Origin of the sequence: Flagellimonas iocasae (assembly GCF_042682725.1) — a bacterium.
In the GTDB taxonomy this organism is placed as follows: domain Bacteria; phylum Bacteroidota; class Bacteroidia; order Flavobacteriales; family Flavobacteriaceae; genus Flagellimonas; species Flagellimonas iocasae.
In genome coordinates this window covers 791,622-807,642 of record NZ_JBHUHU010000001.1, presented here as the reverse complement: position 1 = coordinate 807,642, position 16,021 = coordinate 791,622, and the positions used below count along the sequence as shown (strand labels likewise).

Genomic DNA, 16,021 nt, shown 5'->3' with positions numbered 1-16,021 from the left:
CCTAAAAATCCCTTATGATCTTGTTTTTATCTCCTGAAATAAACCTTCCCAGATGTTAGCAACATTCTCAATGCTATACTTTTCTAAGCTTTTAAGCGCATTTTCCCCTAATTGACGTCTTAAGTGCTCAGACTCCATTAGGCGGGTCAATCCCTTTTGCATTTCCTCTTCGTTTTGATCATCGATGAGTAAACCATTCACATCCTGGGTAATCATTTCTGATGGGCCCGTTTTACAATCGTATGCAATACAAGCCATTCCTTGAGACATGGCCTCCAAGAGAACCATGGGCAATCCCTCGAATCTTGATGGCAAAATAAATATTTCCGACTCCGCCATTAAATCCCTGACATTATTCACTTGTCCCGTAAAATGGATGCGTTCCGATAAATTGTTTTTGGCAACCAAATCGGTCAAAATAGGTTTGCCTTTATCGCCTCCACCTATAATTTTTAAATCCCAATCCTTGTTTGCTTTTAGGATGGGTTCTATCAATCGAATTAGATTATCGAATCCTTTATTTAGGTATCGGTCCAAACTGCCCACGGCAAGTATATATTTCTTTCTTGTAGCAGGTAATTGCGCAATTGGCGTAAACGTAGCCGGATTGGGCATTACAACTGTTTTACACCCTTTTTTATTATAATAAGGAAGGTCAAACAAGGTAAGGACCGTTACGTAATTGGCTTTTGGGTAGAAAAAGGTCCTGGTAAAATCGCAAAGCCATTTTGGTTTTTGGTACCTGAGATAGCTGTTGTGCTCGGAAACGATGATTGGAATGCGATATAACTTGGCAACAAATATGCTCAATAAATTCATCAACGTAATAAATGAGATCATTACGTCCGGTCTGTTTTTTTTGTCTTTGTAGTGGCCAATAAGATTGAATAACCCCCTAATTCTAGCTGCCTTTATACGGCCATGGTGCAGTTTTATTCGGTTGATATTGCTCGAAATCGTATAGGCATCCCCTTCATTAAGGCTAATTAGGCTTACATCGTGGCCAATATCAGAAAAATGATTGGCCAAAATGACCATCACTCTTTCCGCGCCGCCTGGATTGAGGCCACTTATGACAAAATCAATTTTCATTTTCCAATTTTTTGATGTTGATATAAAACCATAAGGTCACAAACAACAAATAATAGGCTGTGAAATAGTTATGGTTGGTCAGTAAAAACAGGAATTGCGCTATAAAAAGCATTATGAATTGTGGATTTTTCTTAAAATGCTCCAAACTTTTTTTGAGGAGTACAAACTGAAAAGCCAAAAAGATTGCAATGGCAATAATACCTGCTTCACCTATAATAAATAAAAATGTGTTGTGCGGACCAATGCGGTAGACTCCATTTCCTTGAAAAGACCCATATCCGTTCCCAAAAATGGGCTTATCCAATATGTAATCGTAAAAAATAGCCCAAGTTTTGGTCCTCGAATCCTCATTTAGCTCATTGGTATCGACTTTTTCATTTAAAACGATATTTTCCAGTTGTTTAAATCGCATCGCATTAAGCTGCAATTCTTTGGAGAAACTTATCATGATGATGATCACCAGTGCTCCCAAAATAAAAACCCTGGCGTTTTTCAAACTGATTTTCAGGGATATTAAATTGACCAAAAGCCAAATTAGAATAAAGGTCCTGGAAAAGGTCAAAAAACCCGCAAGACTAAAAATAAACTGTCCCAAAATCCGTATTCTGGCATTGGGGATGGCATAGGTCAAAGCGTAGCCCGATATACAAATAAAGCCAGCGGCATTCGGGTCAATATAAAAACCACCATACCTACCATAGTTGTCCGGAAAGAAAACAGCGTTTATGATGACGGACGAAGCACCAATAAAGAGAAACCAAAACATTTCTTTTTTATTGGTATTGTTGAGAATTTCCCCTGCAAAAATGGCAACAATCAGGAATTTGAACATCCGGGAGATGTAATCACTGGCACCTACGTTTAGGTTGAATTGCAACCCGGCAATCACATAATAAGAAGCCCAAATGAGCAAAAACCACCTTGAAGGCTTCATTGATTTTGATACCGCAGCGTATGCAATCATCAACAAGAAACTCAGGGAACTAACAATACTGCCCACAGCCCCACCAAATACAGATAATCCAATCGTTGGAAAATTCAATATGGTGAACCCAAGGGCCAAATATTTTAGTGTCCTGTTCATTTTCTATGTAAAACGGTGTATGGAAGAAGGAAAAGGAAAATAAGAAAGCAAATTATATTTTTTAAGGAACTCAGACTTTTTCGCTCAAAGCCAAAAAATATTTTAGATTTCATATAATTAAACGCCAGACTATTATAATATCGATATTTGATGATATTAAAAGGTTTTACCTCCGCGAGTTGGTGGTAGGCGGTAAAATATTTTGTCATTGCCGACTTTAATTTCGGTCTTTTTTTATTGATCAAGCCATCTTCAGAATCGTAATACATGCGATGGACCATGTTTAAATGGAGAAAATCAAAATCAATATTGATGGTATGCCAAGTTGCACTTTCCCCGATGTGACACAATTCATTACTGTACATTTGATATTTTTTCAGCACATTGGTACGCCAACTATGCCATTTTTCGCCTTTTACAGGCATATTCTTTTCCAGCAATCTATCGTGAAGATTAGCTTGCCAAAAATCATAAGGAAAATAGTCGCCAACAACACGATGTCTTTCATCTTCAACAAGCGTCCATACCGTTGCTATTTTTGACCCATTTTTCATTTGATTGACCCTGTTCCAGATTTCTTCTAGGTCGCTCATGGTATTGGGAACGAAGGAGTCATCACTATCAGCAATTACGGTGATGGGTTCTGTACAAAATTCAAAACCATAATTTAAAGCTGCTGGTTTACCCTGATTGATGGGTCTTTTGTGATATTCGATTTTGAAGTCGTTGGACTCCTTCAAATAGCGTTGAACCAATTCTTCTGTATTATCAGTACTGGCGTCGTCAACAATAACCCAATGAAATGATTTTTTGGTTTGGTTGCGCAATGAATTGTATACCCTGTCCAGAGTATGGGCCCTATTATAGGTTGGGGTTATTACACTAAACATTTAATGCCGATTTTAATTTTGAAATATAAACAAATAATACAGCTGTATTGGTGAACGAAACAATAGATGTAGCCAATGCCAATCCAGAAACTCCCATTAAATCAATCAATACAATATTCAATACTACGTTGAGAACCAAACTTATTGAAGAACTTATAACGAGGAAATTATTTTTGTTGATAGAGGTTAAAAATTGGTTGAAAATCACCCCCACTGCATAAAAAGGAATTTGAAGTACAAACATTTGCTGAATGGGAAAAACAAATTGGGTGTCCTCTGGTTTAAACTCATTTCTTTCAAAAAGAAGTGATATTAAAAACTCCGATGAAATAAACATTACAAAAGCGATGGCTAAGCTTGCCAAAAAAACGGCGACGGCCATTTTCTTTAGGCCTTTATATGCCATAGAATGACTTTTAGCAGCAATTCCAGAAAAATGCGGGAGTACCACATTCGCTATGGCAATCGCAAAAATACCTATTGCAAAGGCCGGTAATTTGTTGGCATAGTTAAGAGCAGCAACACTTCCTATGGCCAATTGGGCCGAAAAATACTTGTCAACAGGTTCATTGGCGCCATTGATCAATGATGATGTTATTTTCGCCGGTATTTGGCGAATCATTTGATTTATACTTGCTGAACGGCCTTTGGTGAATTTTAATTTCAGTATTCCTTTTGATCTACAAATGAAAATCAGATAAAGTAAATTGATGGATGCACCAATAAACATACCTAGCGCCAGCACCAAATTGCCAAATATAGATTTAAAAAAAAGCAAGAAAATTATAGTGAAGATTGGCGTAAAAATACCGCTCAAAGAAGACCAAAGGAATTCTTTATGGATATTTAGGAGTCCATTCAGCACTGAGGTAATGGCCCAAATTAGAATGCAGGGTAATAGAAAATTAAGTTGGGATTTAATAAGCTGATAATAGCCCGGTGTATGCCCTTTAAAAAGGAATTCCACAAAGACATCACTGACCAAATAGGTGATAATCACAAAAAAAAGACCAGCATAAATGCTTATGGTCAAGGTTTTGGTCAAGAATTCATCCACATTCTCGCCCTTTTCTTTTGCGATTAAAAAATTGGGTACAAAAACAGATTTATAAGGACCCAAAAAGACGGTATTGACCAATCCAGGAATTAACAGGGCCAATAAAAAGGTATCTATCAATTCTGATAGACCTAAATGATAGGCGGTAACCAATTCCTTTAAAAAGCCCAGAATTTTCACCCCAAAAGTAAGCCCGCCGACCAAAAGAATATTCTTGACCAGTGGGTTGTTTAAGCCACGAAGAATTTTTTGAATGAGTTTTTTCATCGTTTGCGCTGGACAATCTCTTTTGACAACATGTCTAGCAGGTTACTTGGTTTGGTTGAAAATTATCATGTTTTAGGTGCAGTACCGTCACCAATTCTTAGAAACCCATAAGGAACTTTTAGGCTTTTTTCCCAATCTGATGATATTCAAACCCCATTGATTTCAATTTTTCATCATCATATTGGTTTCTACCATCAAAAATAACGGGTGATTTCAGTAGTTTTTTCAACTCTCCGAAATCGGGTGCTCTAAATTCCTTCCATTCAGTCAATAGTATCATGGCATCGGCACCTTCCAAGGCCGCATATTTTGAGTTGAAATAATTGGTGTTGGGGGTGTCCTTCAGATAAAAGTGCTGCGCTTCTTCCATGGCCTTTGGATCATAGGCATGTATGGTTGCCCCTCTCTTGGTCAATTCTTTTATGATATAAATTGCAGGAGCCTCTCGCATATCGTCTGTGCCGGGCTTAAAGGCAAGACCCCAAACCGTGAATGTTATGCCACTTAGGTCTTCACCATATTTTTCGGTAACTTTTTTTGCGATTACAAATTTTTGTCGATTGTTGACATCCTCCACTGCTTTTATAAGCTCCGGAGTGTAACCGTGTTCCTCCGCGGTTCTCTTTAGTGCCTTTACATCTTTTGGAAAACAAGACCCTCCGTAACCGCTTCCAGGATAAATAAAACTATAACCAATACGGCTATCGGAACCTATTCCAATTCGTACTTTGTTCACATCTGCATCGACCAACTCACAAATGTTCGCCACCTCGTTCATGAAAGAAATTTTTGTGGCCAACATTGCATTGGCAACATATTTCGTCATTTCAGCAGATCTTACATCCATAGTGATCAAACGATCCATGCTACTTCTAAAAAAGGGTGAGTATAGCGAACGCATTATCTTTGTGGCGTTTTCATCATCGGAACCAACTACCACACGATCGGGCTTTAAGAAATCATTGATGGCATCACCTTCCTTTAGGAATTCAGGGTTGGAGACTACATGAAATTCGATATCAACATTTCTTTTCTTCAGTTCAGCAGCAACAGTGGCTTTGACCTTGTCCGCAGTGCCAACAGGAACGGTGGATTTGTCAACAATGACCAAAGGAGTGGTCATATATTTACCAATATCGGCCGCTACTTTTAGAACATATTGGAGGTCGGCAGAACCATCTTCTCCCATTGGAGTTCCAACAGCGATGAATGCAGCATCACATTGGTCCAGATTTTTACTGAGATCTGTACTGAAAAAAAGAGTTTTGTTGTCAATATTTCTCTTTACCATGGGTTCCAATCCTGGCTCGTATATGGGAATTTCACCGTTTTTAAGGCGTTCTATTTTTTTCTCGTCTATATCGATACAGGTTACGGTGTTACCCATTTCTGCAAAGCAAGTTCCACTTACCAAACCAACATATCCGGTTCCAATAACTGTTAATTTCATTTTTTGAATTTATTTGATATTGTATTTATGATCTAATGATTTTTTTGAAATGTAATCATACAAACCTCCATGTTTGAGAGGGGTGGAGGGAAAGTACGCCTTTAATAAGGTGTTACTAAGCAAATCCCCATTTTTTCCACTATCAAGAAACCATTCACCAAGGGTGAAACGAATAATTTCGGCACTTCGTGTAAAAAATAAAGAAAATTCGGGGCTGAAATATAGGTTGATCGGTTTCATGAGGCAGTTTTGGAGTGCAAATGTTCAAAAAGAATTTGTATTATTTCTTAAAAAATGTATCAATCTCCATGAATATTGGACAAACTGTCTTTTTATTGGAAAATACCGACTTTAAACGGTACATCATTCTGAAAGGAAGAAGGGGTTAAACATTGTAAAAATCCTTATACCAATCAATAAAGGCATCCACCCCATCTTGGATAGAGGTATTGGGCCTATAGTCATAATCGCGAATCAGTGGATCTACGTTGGCCCATGTTTTCTCAACATCTCCCGGTTGCATATCCATCATGTTCTTTTCGGCCTTTTGTCCCAACTTTCTTTCTATGGAATCAATGAAATCCAGCAGCTTTACGGACTTGTTGTTTCCAATATTATAGAGGTGGTATAGGTTTTCAGTGTTATAGGCATTAGTATGATTATCCCCAATAATACGTACCACGCCCTCTGTAATATCATCGATATAAGTAAAATCCCTTTCTAAATTACCTCGATTAAAGACATTGATGGGCCTATTTTCCAAAATTGCTTTGGTGAACAGGAACATTGCCATGTCTGGTCTTCCCCACGGGCCATACACAGTAAAGAAACGAAGACCTGTGGTCTTAAAACCATATAAATGGCTATAGGTATGAGCCATTAATTCATTGCTCTTTTTGGAAGCGGCATATAGGCTTACCGGATGATCCACGGAATCACTGGTTTCAAAAGGTATCTTTTTGTTGAGACCATAAACACTCGAGCTACTGGCATAAACCAGATGTTTCACATGATTCTGACGGCACCCTTCAAGAATATTCAAAAAGCCCACAATGTTGCTGTCTATGTAGGCCTCAGGATTTTCAATGCTGTACCGAACTCCAGCCTGAGCGGCTAGATTGCATACCACATCAAATTTTTCATTTTTGAACAGATTTGCGATGTTTTCACGATTTGCTAGATCCATTTTCACAAAACGGAAGGTTGGAAATTTACTGGAAATGGAAGGCACATTGTATTTTGATGCTTCATCCTTGTCAATACCCAGTATGCTTAATCGGGCAAATTTCAGGGCTGGATCATAATAGTCATTAATATTGTCCAGGCCCATTATTTCATGTCCTTGCTCTATTAATTTTCTGGACACATGGAACCCAATAAAACCAGCCGCGCCGGTAACCAGTATTTTCATATTAAATTTTAGTGTAATTAGTCTTTATTTTGGATTGAATGCTCACGACAAACCGATTTTCTGTCAATTTTTTCCTAAAATAGCTTCCCAATGGTTTTTCTATCAGCTTATGTATAGCGTATGACGCAGCCAGCATAAAAAGAATCAAAAGGGTAAGCAAAACCCATTTGTTTACAAATGGTGATGTATGATTGATGATGGTATATCCCACGTTTTGGTGAATAAGATAAAGTGGATACGTCAAACCCCCAATGGCAAGGAAATATTTCCGGTTTAGAATCCCTAATTTTTCTACACTAATGAGATAAAACAAAACGTAAAATACTGTTATGAACAAGGTAACGGAAACATAGGAGAAATGGTGTATGTAAGCTTCATTCAAGTAATCTATTCGTATAAAGGCGTATTGCAATGAAACTACATAGCATGAAATTATGGCCAAAAGATACTTCCATTGAAACCCATCTTTGTAAATGAGGAAGAAAAACATCCCTGCTATAAAATAGGAGCTGTATTCTGGAAAGGTCATAAAGTATAAGACTTTGATTGGAAAAGGAGCAATCTTAAAAGGGAACAATAATTGAAGAACAGCGATTCCCAATAAAACCATTCCAAAAAGCTTGATGTGCTTTATGGATTTGAACAGTAAAATAATACCAATAAGAATATAGAATTTGAGTTCAATGAGCAACGACCAATAAACACCATCCACATAAGGAACTCCAAAAAAACCATTCAGCATGGTTAGATTGAACAACGTTTCAGGGAGTGTTAATTTTAGCTCAGGTGCCCCGTAAAAGAAAATTACGATGGCGGTAATGGTCAAACAAACCCAATAGGCCGGATACAACCTACTAAAACGGGATATCATAAACTTTGTAATATCTGAATTTAGTGCTGTCATGAGAATGACAAAACCACTTATGATAAAGAACAGGTCCACACCTAAATAACCATATTTTGAAAAATCCTCGAGAGGGGCATAATGCAATACCGATAAGTCATCCTTTGAAGGGCCTCTAAAGCAATAATGATAGAACAATACATACAAAGCAGCGATGAACCGGAGAAGGTCAATGTGGTATAGCCTTTTTTTCAATTCACTTGTTTTTTCATGTTAATGCAAAGATGTGTAAAAAAAAATGTGTGGAACAAAGCAAGATGTTTATCTACCGAAAAACTCGATTAAGTCCAATATTGATTTTATTGAAAGATTTTTGATTAGGATGCCCGGTAATAAGTACAGGTTTTGACCTCCAACAGCAATAACTATGGTATGATGCGTTCAATACTCAACCAAAAAAAAGTCTTACCATAAAAGAGGACATTGATAATCGATTATTTGTGATCGAACTGTTAATCGATTTTTTTTTCATCTTGGGCGAATAGTGGATACAAATCACAACAAGGGCAAATTTTCCTATTACTTTTACTCATGAGAATTAAACAGCTCACCTACTTACATCAACCCAAAACTAATAAATGGAAACCACAGTCTTGAAGAAAATTTGGTTATCCCCCCCACATATGGGCAACAACGAGGAAGCCTACGTTAAAGAAGCTTTTGACTCAAACTGGATAGCTCCTCTAGGACCCAACGTGCACTATTTTGAAACCGCCATCGAAGAATTTGTTGGAAACAATGCCCACACGGCATGTTTAAGCTCCGGTACGGCAGCCATTCACCTAGCCCTAGAGCTTATGGGTGTTGGAAAAGGGGATGAGGTGCTTTGTCAGAGTTTTACCTTTTCAGCTTCCGCCAATCCCATAACATATTTAGGAGCAACTCCCATTTTTATTGACAGTGAGGAGGATACTTGGAACATTTCCCCAACCCTTTTGGAGGTAGCGATAAAAGAACGAATGGAAATGGGCAAAAAACCTAAGGCTATTGTTGCGGTACACCTATATGGTATGCCCTATAAAGTGGATGAGGTGAATGCCATTTCAAAAAAATATGATATTCCTGTAGTAGAGGATAGTGCAGAGGCACTAGGAAGTTCCTACCGGGGTTTTGGTTGTGGCAGTTTGGGAGATATAGGGATACTATCCTTCAATGGCAATAAGATCATAACCACCTCAGGAGGCGGTGCTTTGGTTTCAAAAGATAAGAGCATAAAGGAGAAAGCCGTTTTCTTGGCCACACAAGCCAGGGACAATGCTCCACATTACCAACATTCCCATATCGGGTATAATTACAGGATGAGTAATGTTCTTGCGGGAATTGGAAGAGGGCAAATGGAGGTTCTTGGAGATAGAGTTAACGCAAGAAGACAAAACTTTGAATATTATAAGGAACATTTGGCTGACCTTTCCGAAATAAGTTTTTTGGAAGAACCCGAAGGCGCTTATTCCAATAGATGGCTTACGTGTATTTTAACGCCTGGTTATGAAGTTCGCGAAAAACTTAGGATAGCTCTTGAAAATGAGAATATCGAATCAAGACCCTTGTGGAAGCCTATGCACATACAACCCATTTTTAAAAATGCCAAACATTACACCAATGGTGTCAGCGAAAAACTTTTTGAAAAAGGATTGTGCCTACCCAGTGGATCTAGCATGGAACGGGAAGATTTGGAAAGAATTTGCAGAATAATAAAAAACGAGCTTAGATGATAAAGAAATACATTTTTAACAATGATAGGCATTATGCATCCAAATGGACCGTACTGTTCATTGATCTGTGTATTGTCGCAGTCTCGTTTATCATTGCGTATTGCATTCGGTTTAACCTGAGCTTTAATTTTGATGTTCAACGATTATGGACACAATTGCCGGTGGTGGTAGTGCTGTTCATGTTTTCCTTTTTGATTTCAGGAAGTTATAAAGGAGTAGTTCGGCATACCGGAATTAAAGATGTTTATTCCATTTTTAACGCCGTATGTATGGCCAGTATTGGTGCCATAGCCGCAGTTTTGATCAATAGGTTTATGGGGATTGTGGAAGGATTTACAATTCCACTTTCTATCATCATCATTAATAGTTTGTTGACCTTTATTGCTTTAACGGCAGCGCGATATGTCTTTAAGATATGTTTTGAGAGTTTGATAAACAGAAATGAAATCCCAACCAAGAATTTGATAATCTACGGTGCTGGAGAATCTGGCATTATCACCTACAATACCTTGACCAACCACTCTAAAATGAAAGTGAAGGTGGTCGGCTTTGTGGACAACAATCAACAAAAGGTAGGTAAGCAGATCAATGGGGTAAAAGTATTCAGCAAGTCTATTTTGACTGAGGATTTTATAAAATTCAACAATGTCTCGGAAGTTATTTTCTCCATTCAAAGTATACGGCCTAAACAGCTGCGCACCTTGGTGAATGAAATAGTGGATTTACCTGTTAAGGTGAAGATTGTACCCCCGGTTGAAGATTGGATCAATGGAGAATTGAAGGTTTCCCAGATTAAAAGGGTACAGATTGAGGATTTGTTGGACAGGCCCCCTATTGAAATCAAGAACAGTAAAGTCATGAAGGACTTTGAAGACAAGGTCATCATGGTTACAGGTGGTGCCGGTTCCATAGGAAGTGAACTGGTAAGACAAATTTGTAAATACAACTACCGTTCATTGATCGTTATTGATCAAGCGGAATCCGCACTTTATGATTTGCAACAAGAACTAAAACAGGTTGGTTTTTTCAATTTTGTTCCCATTGTGAGTGACATTAGGGACAAAAACAAAATGCGTGTTCTTTTTGAGGAGCATAGACCTGATAGAATATTTCATGCTGCTGCCTACAAACATGTCCCTCTTATGGAACAAAACCCCTATGAAGCAGTTAAAATCAACGTGGCCGGTACAAAGACCATAGTTGACCTTGCCGTGGAATATGAAGTGGAAAAATTTGTGTTTGTCTCAACCGATAAGGCCGTAAACCCCACCAATGTCATGGGGGCGACCAAACGGATTGCCGAAATGTACATCAGTTGCCGACAACAAGAAGATAAAACAAAATTCATTACAACACGCTTTGGGAATGTATTGGGGTCAAACGGCTCGGTAATACCGCTGTTCAGAAAACAAATTGAAAAAGGAGGCCCTTTAACGGTTACCCACAAGGACATCACCCGCTATTTCATGACCATCCCAGAAGCATCGCAACTGGTTCTGGAGGCCGGTGCCATGGGTAAAGGAGGTGAAATATTTATCTTTGATATGGGAGAATCTGTTAAGATCATGGACTTGGCCAAAAACATGATCAGACTCTCAGGACTTCATTATCCAGATGATATAGATATCAAAATAACAGGGTTGAGACCTGGCGAGAAATTGTACGAAGAGTTATTGGCCAATGGAGAAAATACGCTTCCTACATACCATGATAAGATAATGATCAGTAAGGTTCGGGAAATCGATTATGCGAGAACAAAAACCATGATCGATGAGCTTTGTATTTCAAATCTTTTCTTCAAGGATAATGTAGTTCAACTCATGAAAAGTATTGTACCTGAATACATCTCCAATAATTCCGATTTTTGTAAATTGGACTCCAAGAAAAATCCAGAAGCAGTGCAGGATGTGAATGCCGACACTGAGATACCACAACTAAACAAATAAATACGCTAACCAATGTTCCAAAAAATTAAATTGACATGTTTGACCTTTGCCGTTGCCGCTCTGGTCGTATCCTGTTCTTCTTCCAAAGATGTAGTATATTTTCAAGATACCAGTCAGTTTGAGACCTTGGTTGATGACAATACCTTTTCCACCAAATTTAAAGTGGATGATTTGGTCAGTATTTATGTTTCGGTTTTGGATCCAGAGGCAAGTGCGCCATTTAACTTATATAGAGGTGCCCAAGAAGGTGGTATCCGACCAGAACAAGTAGATTACTTAGTGGATAAAAATGGTGAGATTGATTTTCCGGTTATCGGGAAAATAAAGATTGCCGGACTTTCGCCAAGTGAGGCCCAGGATCTTTTAAAACAGAAGCTCGCGGACTATTTGGTGAACCCTATCATTAATATAAGAATCAAAAACTTTACCGTCACTGTTTTAGGATTGGTGAACAGACCGGGCACTTACCCAGTGAATGGGGAACAAATCACAATTATGGAAGCATTGGGATATGCCGGAGATATCAATATTAAAGGTAGGCGAGATAATGTTTTGGTAATCAGGGATTTTGATGGAACAAAAGTGTACAATAGGATAAACCTTAATGAAAAAGATGCTTTAAAATCACCGGTTTATTACCTGACACAAAATGATGTTGTTTACGTTGAACCAAACAAATCGGCCAAGACACAATCCAATTTGGATCAGAGGGCTTCCATTGCCATCTCCATAGTTTCAATCCTAATCACCTCCACAGTAGTACTGTTGACCAGAAATTAATCTTTGTTATAAATCAATTGACCATTGGTTGGTCAATCCTTTCATAATTGATAGATGAATAAACCTGAATTGGATTTTAAAAGTCTTTTGTCTTCTTACTTGAAGCACTGGAAATGGTTCGCTTTGAGCATGATCATTGCAGTTTTGTTGGCCGCTCTTTATTTAAGGTACACCATTCCTCAATACAATGCCTCTGCCAAAATTCAAATTTTGGAAGAAAAAGGTGCATCATCAGAATTAAGCGTTTTACAAGACCTTGATGTGTTTTCAACTGGAAATACTAAAATTCTAGATGAGATTGAGTTGTTGAAGTCCAGGAGTAATTTTATTCAGGTTGTCAAGAAACTAAAATTGAATGTAAGGTATTTTGTTCTGGGAAATATCCGCGACAATGAACTGTATGGGGACAATATTCCATTTACCATCAATTTTATTTCTCCGGATTCCATTGTCAATAAATCAAATCACCTTTTTTATGTGGACTTGGATTCCGAAACTTCATTTCAATATGGGGAAGAAGAAGATGCGCCTTTCAAAAAATTTGATTTTGGTTCTAATATTGAAACGAAAATAGGCGACCTCATACTTGTTCCAAATGCCCAAGTCTTGAAAAGTTATAAGGGCAAAAGGGTGAAGGTGGCCATAAATCCAATACCCGATGTGGCCGCAAGTCGCAGGGAACAGATTTTGATAAGCCCGGCAGATGAAATGTCGAATATCATTAATATTTCCCTTACGGATCCTATCCAAAAGCGGGCAATCGACATTATAGACGAATTAATATTGACCAACAACGCCAATGCCGTTTCCGATAAAAAGGCAATGGCAGATAGGACCTCAACCTTTATAGATGATAGGATAGCAGAAATTTATACTGATCTCTCCTCTGTTGATGAAACAGCGGAAAACTACAAGGAAAGCAGGGGTATTGCTGATTTAGGCTCACAATCAAGTGTGAACTTTACCCAAAGTGCGGCAAGTGAGCAACAATTGCAGGAAACCAGTATTCAATTGAATATTGCCAACTCCATGAAGGACCTGATCAGCGATCAAGATGGATACGATGTCATCCCCGCCAATGTGGGATTAGATGATCCAGGCATTGCCAATGCAGCTCAGCAGTACAATGCGCTGGTATATGAACGAAATAGGCTTTTGGAAAGTTCCAATGCCAAAAACCCGGTAATCGTTAAATTGGACCAGCAATTGGAAGGCTTGCGAAGAGGTATACAATCGAGTTTGAACAACGTTACCAACAACCTTGATTTACAAGTAAATAGTTTAAGCAAGCAATTATCACAGATAAACTCCAGAATTTATTCTGCTCCAAGTAAAGAAAGAGCATTGAGGGATATTTCCAGGCAGCAACAAACTACAGAATCCTTGTACCTTTATTTGTTACAGAAACGTGAGGAATCGCAAATCACCTTTGCCTCAGCAGCTCCAAAATCAAAGATTGTGGACTCTGCCTATGGTTCAGACCTTCCAGTGTCTCCTAAATCCAAAATTGTTTATTTGGCAGCATTGATTATGGGAATGTTAATTCCTTTTTCAGTTATTTATGCTAATGATTTGCTGGACAATAAGCTGCACAGTAAGTTGGATTTGGAAAAATTGATTGGAAATGATGTGCCGGTATTGGTGGAAATTCCAAAATTGGGCAAAAAAGATCACAAATTAGTGACCAAAGAGGACAGGTCGGTCTTGGCTGAGTCGTTGAGAATATTGCGGACAAACTTAAACTATATTCAAAGATCGAAAAAGTCAAAAAATGGAAGCGATAATCTATTTTTTATCACTTCCAGTGTTCCAGGGGAGGGAAAAACATTTGTTTCCTCCAATTTGGCTGCAATTTATGCCAGTACTGGAAAAAAGGTCCTTTTGATTGGAGCTGATATCAGAAACCCAAAATTATATAACTTTTTTGCAGAAGATGTGGATTCTGATGGCATAAAACTAAAGCCTAAAAGGAGCACAAAGAACGGACTTACGGAGTATTTGTATGATTCATCTGTTAAGCTTAGTGAAATCACTGTGCCTACTCAGGTTAATTCAAATACCATTGATATCATTTTTTCTGGTAAAATACCTCCGAATCCGACGGAATTGCTCATGAATGAAAGGATGGGCGAATTGTTCGAAAAAGTCTCTGAAATTTATGATTATGTCATTGTGGATACCGCTCCGTTAATGGTGGTCACGGATACCTTGTTGATCAGTGAGTATGCCAGTCAGATTTTATATGTAGTCAAGGCAGGTGCCACGGAAACCAAAGTAATGGAATTCCCATTAAAGCTTAAAAACGAGGGAAAACTCAATGGCCTTTCCTTTGTGGTGAACAATGTTAAGCAGTCTAATCTTGGATATGGTGGAAAATACGGCTATGGTTATGGAAAGACCGTGAAAAAATGGTGGAACTTTTCCTGATCAATAGAAGGTTTGAATCGTATTTTCAATAACCGGTAACAGCCGATTTAACACTTTGGTGGACAATTTAATTTCCTTGATCAGGTTTAGTTGACGCAAGTTGTGCACATCTGACCCAACATAATCTATAAGATTTTCAGCCAACAGCTTTTCAGCAATTTTTTGAACATTGGTACCATACGATTCAGAAGAAAGGGAGAGCAAATTCAGCTGGAACAAGATTCCATCCGTCTTCATCTCATTATACTTTTTATACTTTTGGTGAAAGTACATGTATCGTTCAGGATGCGCCAAAATGGGAAAATAATTATGATGCGCAATTTTGTCAACCGCCATTTCAAAGTTAAAAGAAGGCTGTAGATAGGACATCTCGATTAAAAGATACTCTTTTTTAAGTCCCATGACCTTTTTGTTTTCCAAGAGTTCCTCAAAATTGTCATCAATCATGTGCTCCGCCGCATAATCCAAGGTTAAATCAGGATAATTTGAATCCTTGGCGAGCTTTGCTTCCAATTTTTGATAGGCATCTTTTATGGTACTTGGGGTATTCTCGTAATAATTGTGCATAATATGGGGCGTACACACAAAATTGGTCACCCCAATCTCAGAAAACCCTTTGAGCAGACCTATGGAATCATCAACCGTTTTGGCACCATCATCAATTCCCGGTAGAATATGATTATGAATGTCCACCAAACCATGCAGATAGTCGGCCAAGAAAACCTTCTTTTCAAAAAAACTGAACATGCTTAAAATTTGGATTGCAAAGATAATGGATATGGTGGTTAACGAAGTCAACTTTCCAAAGACATTAACACCGGCTAAAAAAACCACATAATAACCCAAAATAAAAAAACCGACCACTGGCCGGTTTTTTTATAATCCTTTTACGGATGTTACGCTACTTATTTCTAACTAAACTCAGTAGCTAAAGTAAAACATTGAAGGACGCAAAGAGGTTAACGAAAGAACAAAAAGATTAAGGAAAGATTAATGGAGCT

At 38.2% G+C, this 16,021-nt stretch carries 12 protein-coding genes; 4 read left to right on the top strand and 8 right to left on the bottom strand.

The genetic code is table 11. From position 1 onward, the window contains the following. Nucleotides 1–12: 12 nt before the first annotated feature. From ACFSJE_RS03650 to ACFSJE_RS03620, 7 genes are all read right to left on the bottom strand, one after another. Nucleotides 13–1,092 (bottom strand): glycosyltransferase family 4 protein, encoded by a 1,080-nt coding sequence (locus ACFSJE_RS03650; RefSeq protein ID WP_379829621.1) that lies wholly within the window; start codon nucleotides 1,090–1,092, stop codon nucleotides 13–15. Then, nucleotides 1,082–2,176: an O-antigen ligase family protein gene (locus ACFSJE_RS03645; protein ID WP_379829620.1), complete on the bottom strand. Its 1,095-nt coding sequence runs from the start codon at nucleotides 2,174–2,176 to the stop codon at nucleotides 1,082–1,084. The genes ACFSJE_RS03650 and ACFSJE_RS03645 overlap by 11 nt, the downstream gene beginning before the upstream one ends. Beyond that, nucleotides 2,173–3,066, bottom strand: coding sequence for a glycosyltransferase family 2 protein (locus ACFSJE_RS03640; protein WP_379829619.1), 894 nt, complete (start codon nucleotides 3,064–3,066; stop codon nucleotides 2,173–2,175). Before ACFSJE_RS03640 ends, ACFSJE_RS03645 begins: the two co-directional genes overlap by 4 nt. Then, nucleotides 3,059–4,390 carry a murein biosynthesis integral membrane protein MurJ gene (gene murJ / locus ACFSJE_RS03635; protein WP_379829618.1) on the bottom strand — a complete coding sequence of 444 codons (1,332 nt, stop codon included), beginning with the start codon at nucleotides 4,388–4,390 and terminating at the stop codon, nucleotides 3,059–3,061. Before murJ ends, ACFSJE_RS03640 begins: the two co-directional genes overlap by 8 nt. Before the next feature lie 118 nt (nucleotides 4,391–4,508). Next, complete coding sequence (locus ACFSJE_RS03630) at nucleotides 4,509–5,840, bottom strand: UDP-glucose dehydrogenase family protein (RefSeq protein WP_379829617.1); 1,332 nt, start codon at nucleotides 5,838–5,840, stop codon at nucleotides 4,509–4,511. A 385-nt stretch (nucleotides 5,841–6,225) separates the two neighbouring features. Further along, nucleotides 6,226–7,251 carry an NAD-dependent epimerase gene (locus tag ACFSJE_RS03625; protein ID WP_379829616.1) on the bottom strand — a complete coding sequence of 342 codons (1,026 nt, stop codon included), beginning with the start codon at nucleotides 7,249–7,251 and terminating at the stop codon, nucleotides 6,226–6,228. A gap of 1 nt (nucleotide 7,252) precedes the next feature. Beyond that, entirely contained in the window at nucleotides 7,253–8,350 is a 1,098-nt protein-coding gene (locus ACFSJE_RS03620; RefSeq protein ID WP_379829615.1) for an acyltransferase family protein, read from the bottom strand. A gap of 383 nt (nucleotides 8,351–8,733) precedes the next feature. Here ACFSJE_RS03620 and ACFSJE_RS03615 point away from each other — a divergent pair, with 383 nt between their 5' ends. The 4 genes from ACFSJE_RS03615 to ACFSJE_RS03600 are packed head-to-tail and all read left to right on the top strand — an operon-like array spanning nucleotide 8,734 to nucleotide 15,020. After that, entirely contained in the window at nucleotides 8,734–9,867 is a 1,134-nt protein-coding gene (locus ACFSJE_RS03615) for a DegT/DnrJ/EryC1/StrS family aminotransferase (RefSeq protein ID WP_379829614.1), read from the top strand. Next, on the top strand, nucleotides 9,864–11,813 hold the full coding sequence (locus ACFSJE_RS03610; RefSeq protein WP_379829613.1) for a polysaccharide biosynthesis protein: 1,950 nt from the start codon (nucleotides 9,864–9,866) through the stop codon (nucleotides 11,811–11,813). The genes ACFSJE_RS03615 and ACFSJE_RS03610 overlap by 4 nt, the downstream gene beginning before the upstream one ends. A 12-nt stretch (nucleotides 11,814–11,825) precedes the next feature. Beyond that, nucleotides 11,826–12,593 carry a polysaccharide biosynthesis/export family protein gene (locus ACFSJE_RS03605; protein ID WP_379829612.1) on the top strand — a complete coding sequence of 256 codons (768 nt, stop codon included), beginning with the start codon at nucleotides 11,826–11,828 and terminating at the stop codon, nucleotides 12,591–12,593. Between the two features lie 54 nt (nucleotides 12,594–12,647). Then, complete coding sequence (locus tag ACFSJE_RS03600; protein WP_379829611.1) at nucleotides 12,648–15,020, top strand: GumC family protein; 2,373 nt, start codon at nucleotides 12,648–12,650, stop codon at nucleotides 15,018–15,020. Here the strand turns inward: ACFSJE_RS03600 and ACFSJE_RS03595 are convergent, their stop codons facing one another. After that, nucleotides 15,021–15,767, bottom strand: coding sequence for a tyrosine-protein phosphatase (locus tag ACFSJE_RS03595; protein ID WP_379829610.1), 747 nt, complete (start codon nucleotides 15,765–15,767; stop codon nucleotides 15,021–15,023). It abuts the gene before it with no gap. Nucleotides 15,768–16,021 lie beyond the last annotated feature (254 nt).

Coding starts and splice junctions, on each gene's coding strand:
- ACFSJE_RS03650 (WP_379829621.1), bottom strand. CDS start 1,092: ATGAAAATTGATTTTGTCATAAGTGGCCTCAATCCAGGCGGCGCGGAA.
- ACFSJE_RS03645 (WP_379829620.1), bottom strand. CDS start 2,176: ATGAACAGGACACTAAAATATTTGGCCCTTGGGTTCACCATATTGAAT.
- ACFSJE_RS03640 (WP_379829619.1), bottom strand. CDS start 3,066: ATGTTTAGTGTAATAACCCCAACCTATAATAGGGCCCATACTCTGGAC.
- murJ (WP_379829618.1), bottom strand. CDS start 4,390: ATGAAAAAACTCATTCAAAAAATTCTTCGTGGCTTAAACAACCCACTG.
- ACFSJE_RS03630 (WP_379829617.1), bottom strand. CDS start 5,840: ATGAAATTAACAGTTATTGGAACCGGATATGTTGGTTTGGTAAGTGGA.
- ACFSJE_RS03625 (WP_379829616.1), bottom strand. CDS start 7,251: ATGAAAATACTGGTTACCGGCGCGGCTGGTTTTATTGGGTTCCATGTG.
- ACFSJE_RS03615 (WP_379829614.1), top strand. CDS start 8,734: ATGGAAACCACAGTCTTGAAGAAAATTTGGTTATCCCCCCCACATATG.
- ACFSJE_RS03610 (WP_379829613.1), top strand. CDS start 9,864: ATGATAAAGAAATACATTTTTAACAATGATAGGCATTATGCATCCAAA.
- ACFSJE_RS03605 (WP_379829612.1), top strand. CDS start 11,826: ATGTTCCAAAAAATTAAATTGACATGTTTGACCTTTGCCGTTGCCGCT.
- ACFSJE_RS03600 (WP_379829611.1), top strand. CDS start 12,648: ATGAATAAACCTGAATTGGATTTTAAAAGTCTTTTGTCTTCTTACTTG.
- ACFSJE_RS03595 (WP_379829610.1), bottom strand. CDS start 15,767: ATGTTCAGTTTTTTTGAAAAGAAGGTTTTCTTGGCCGACTATCTGCAT.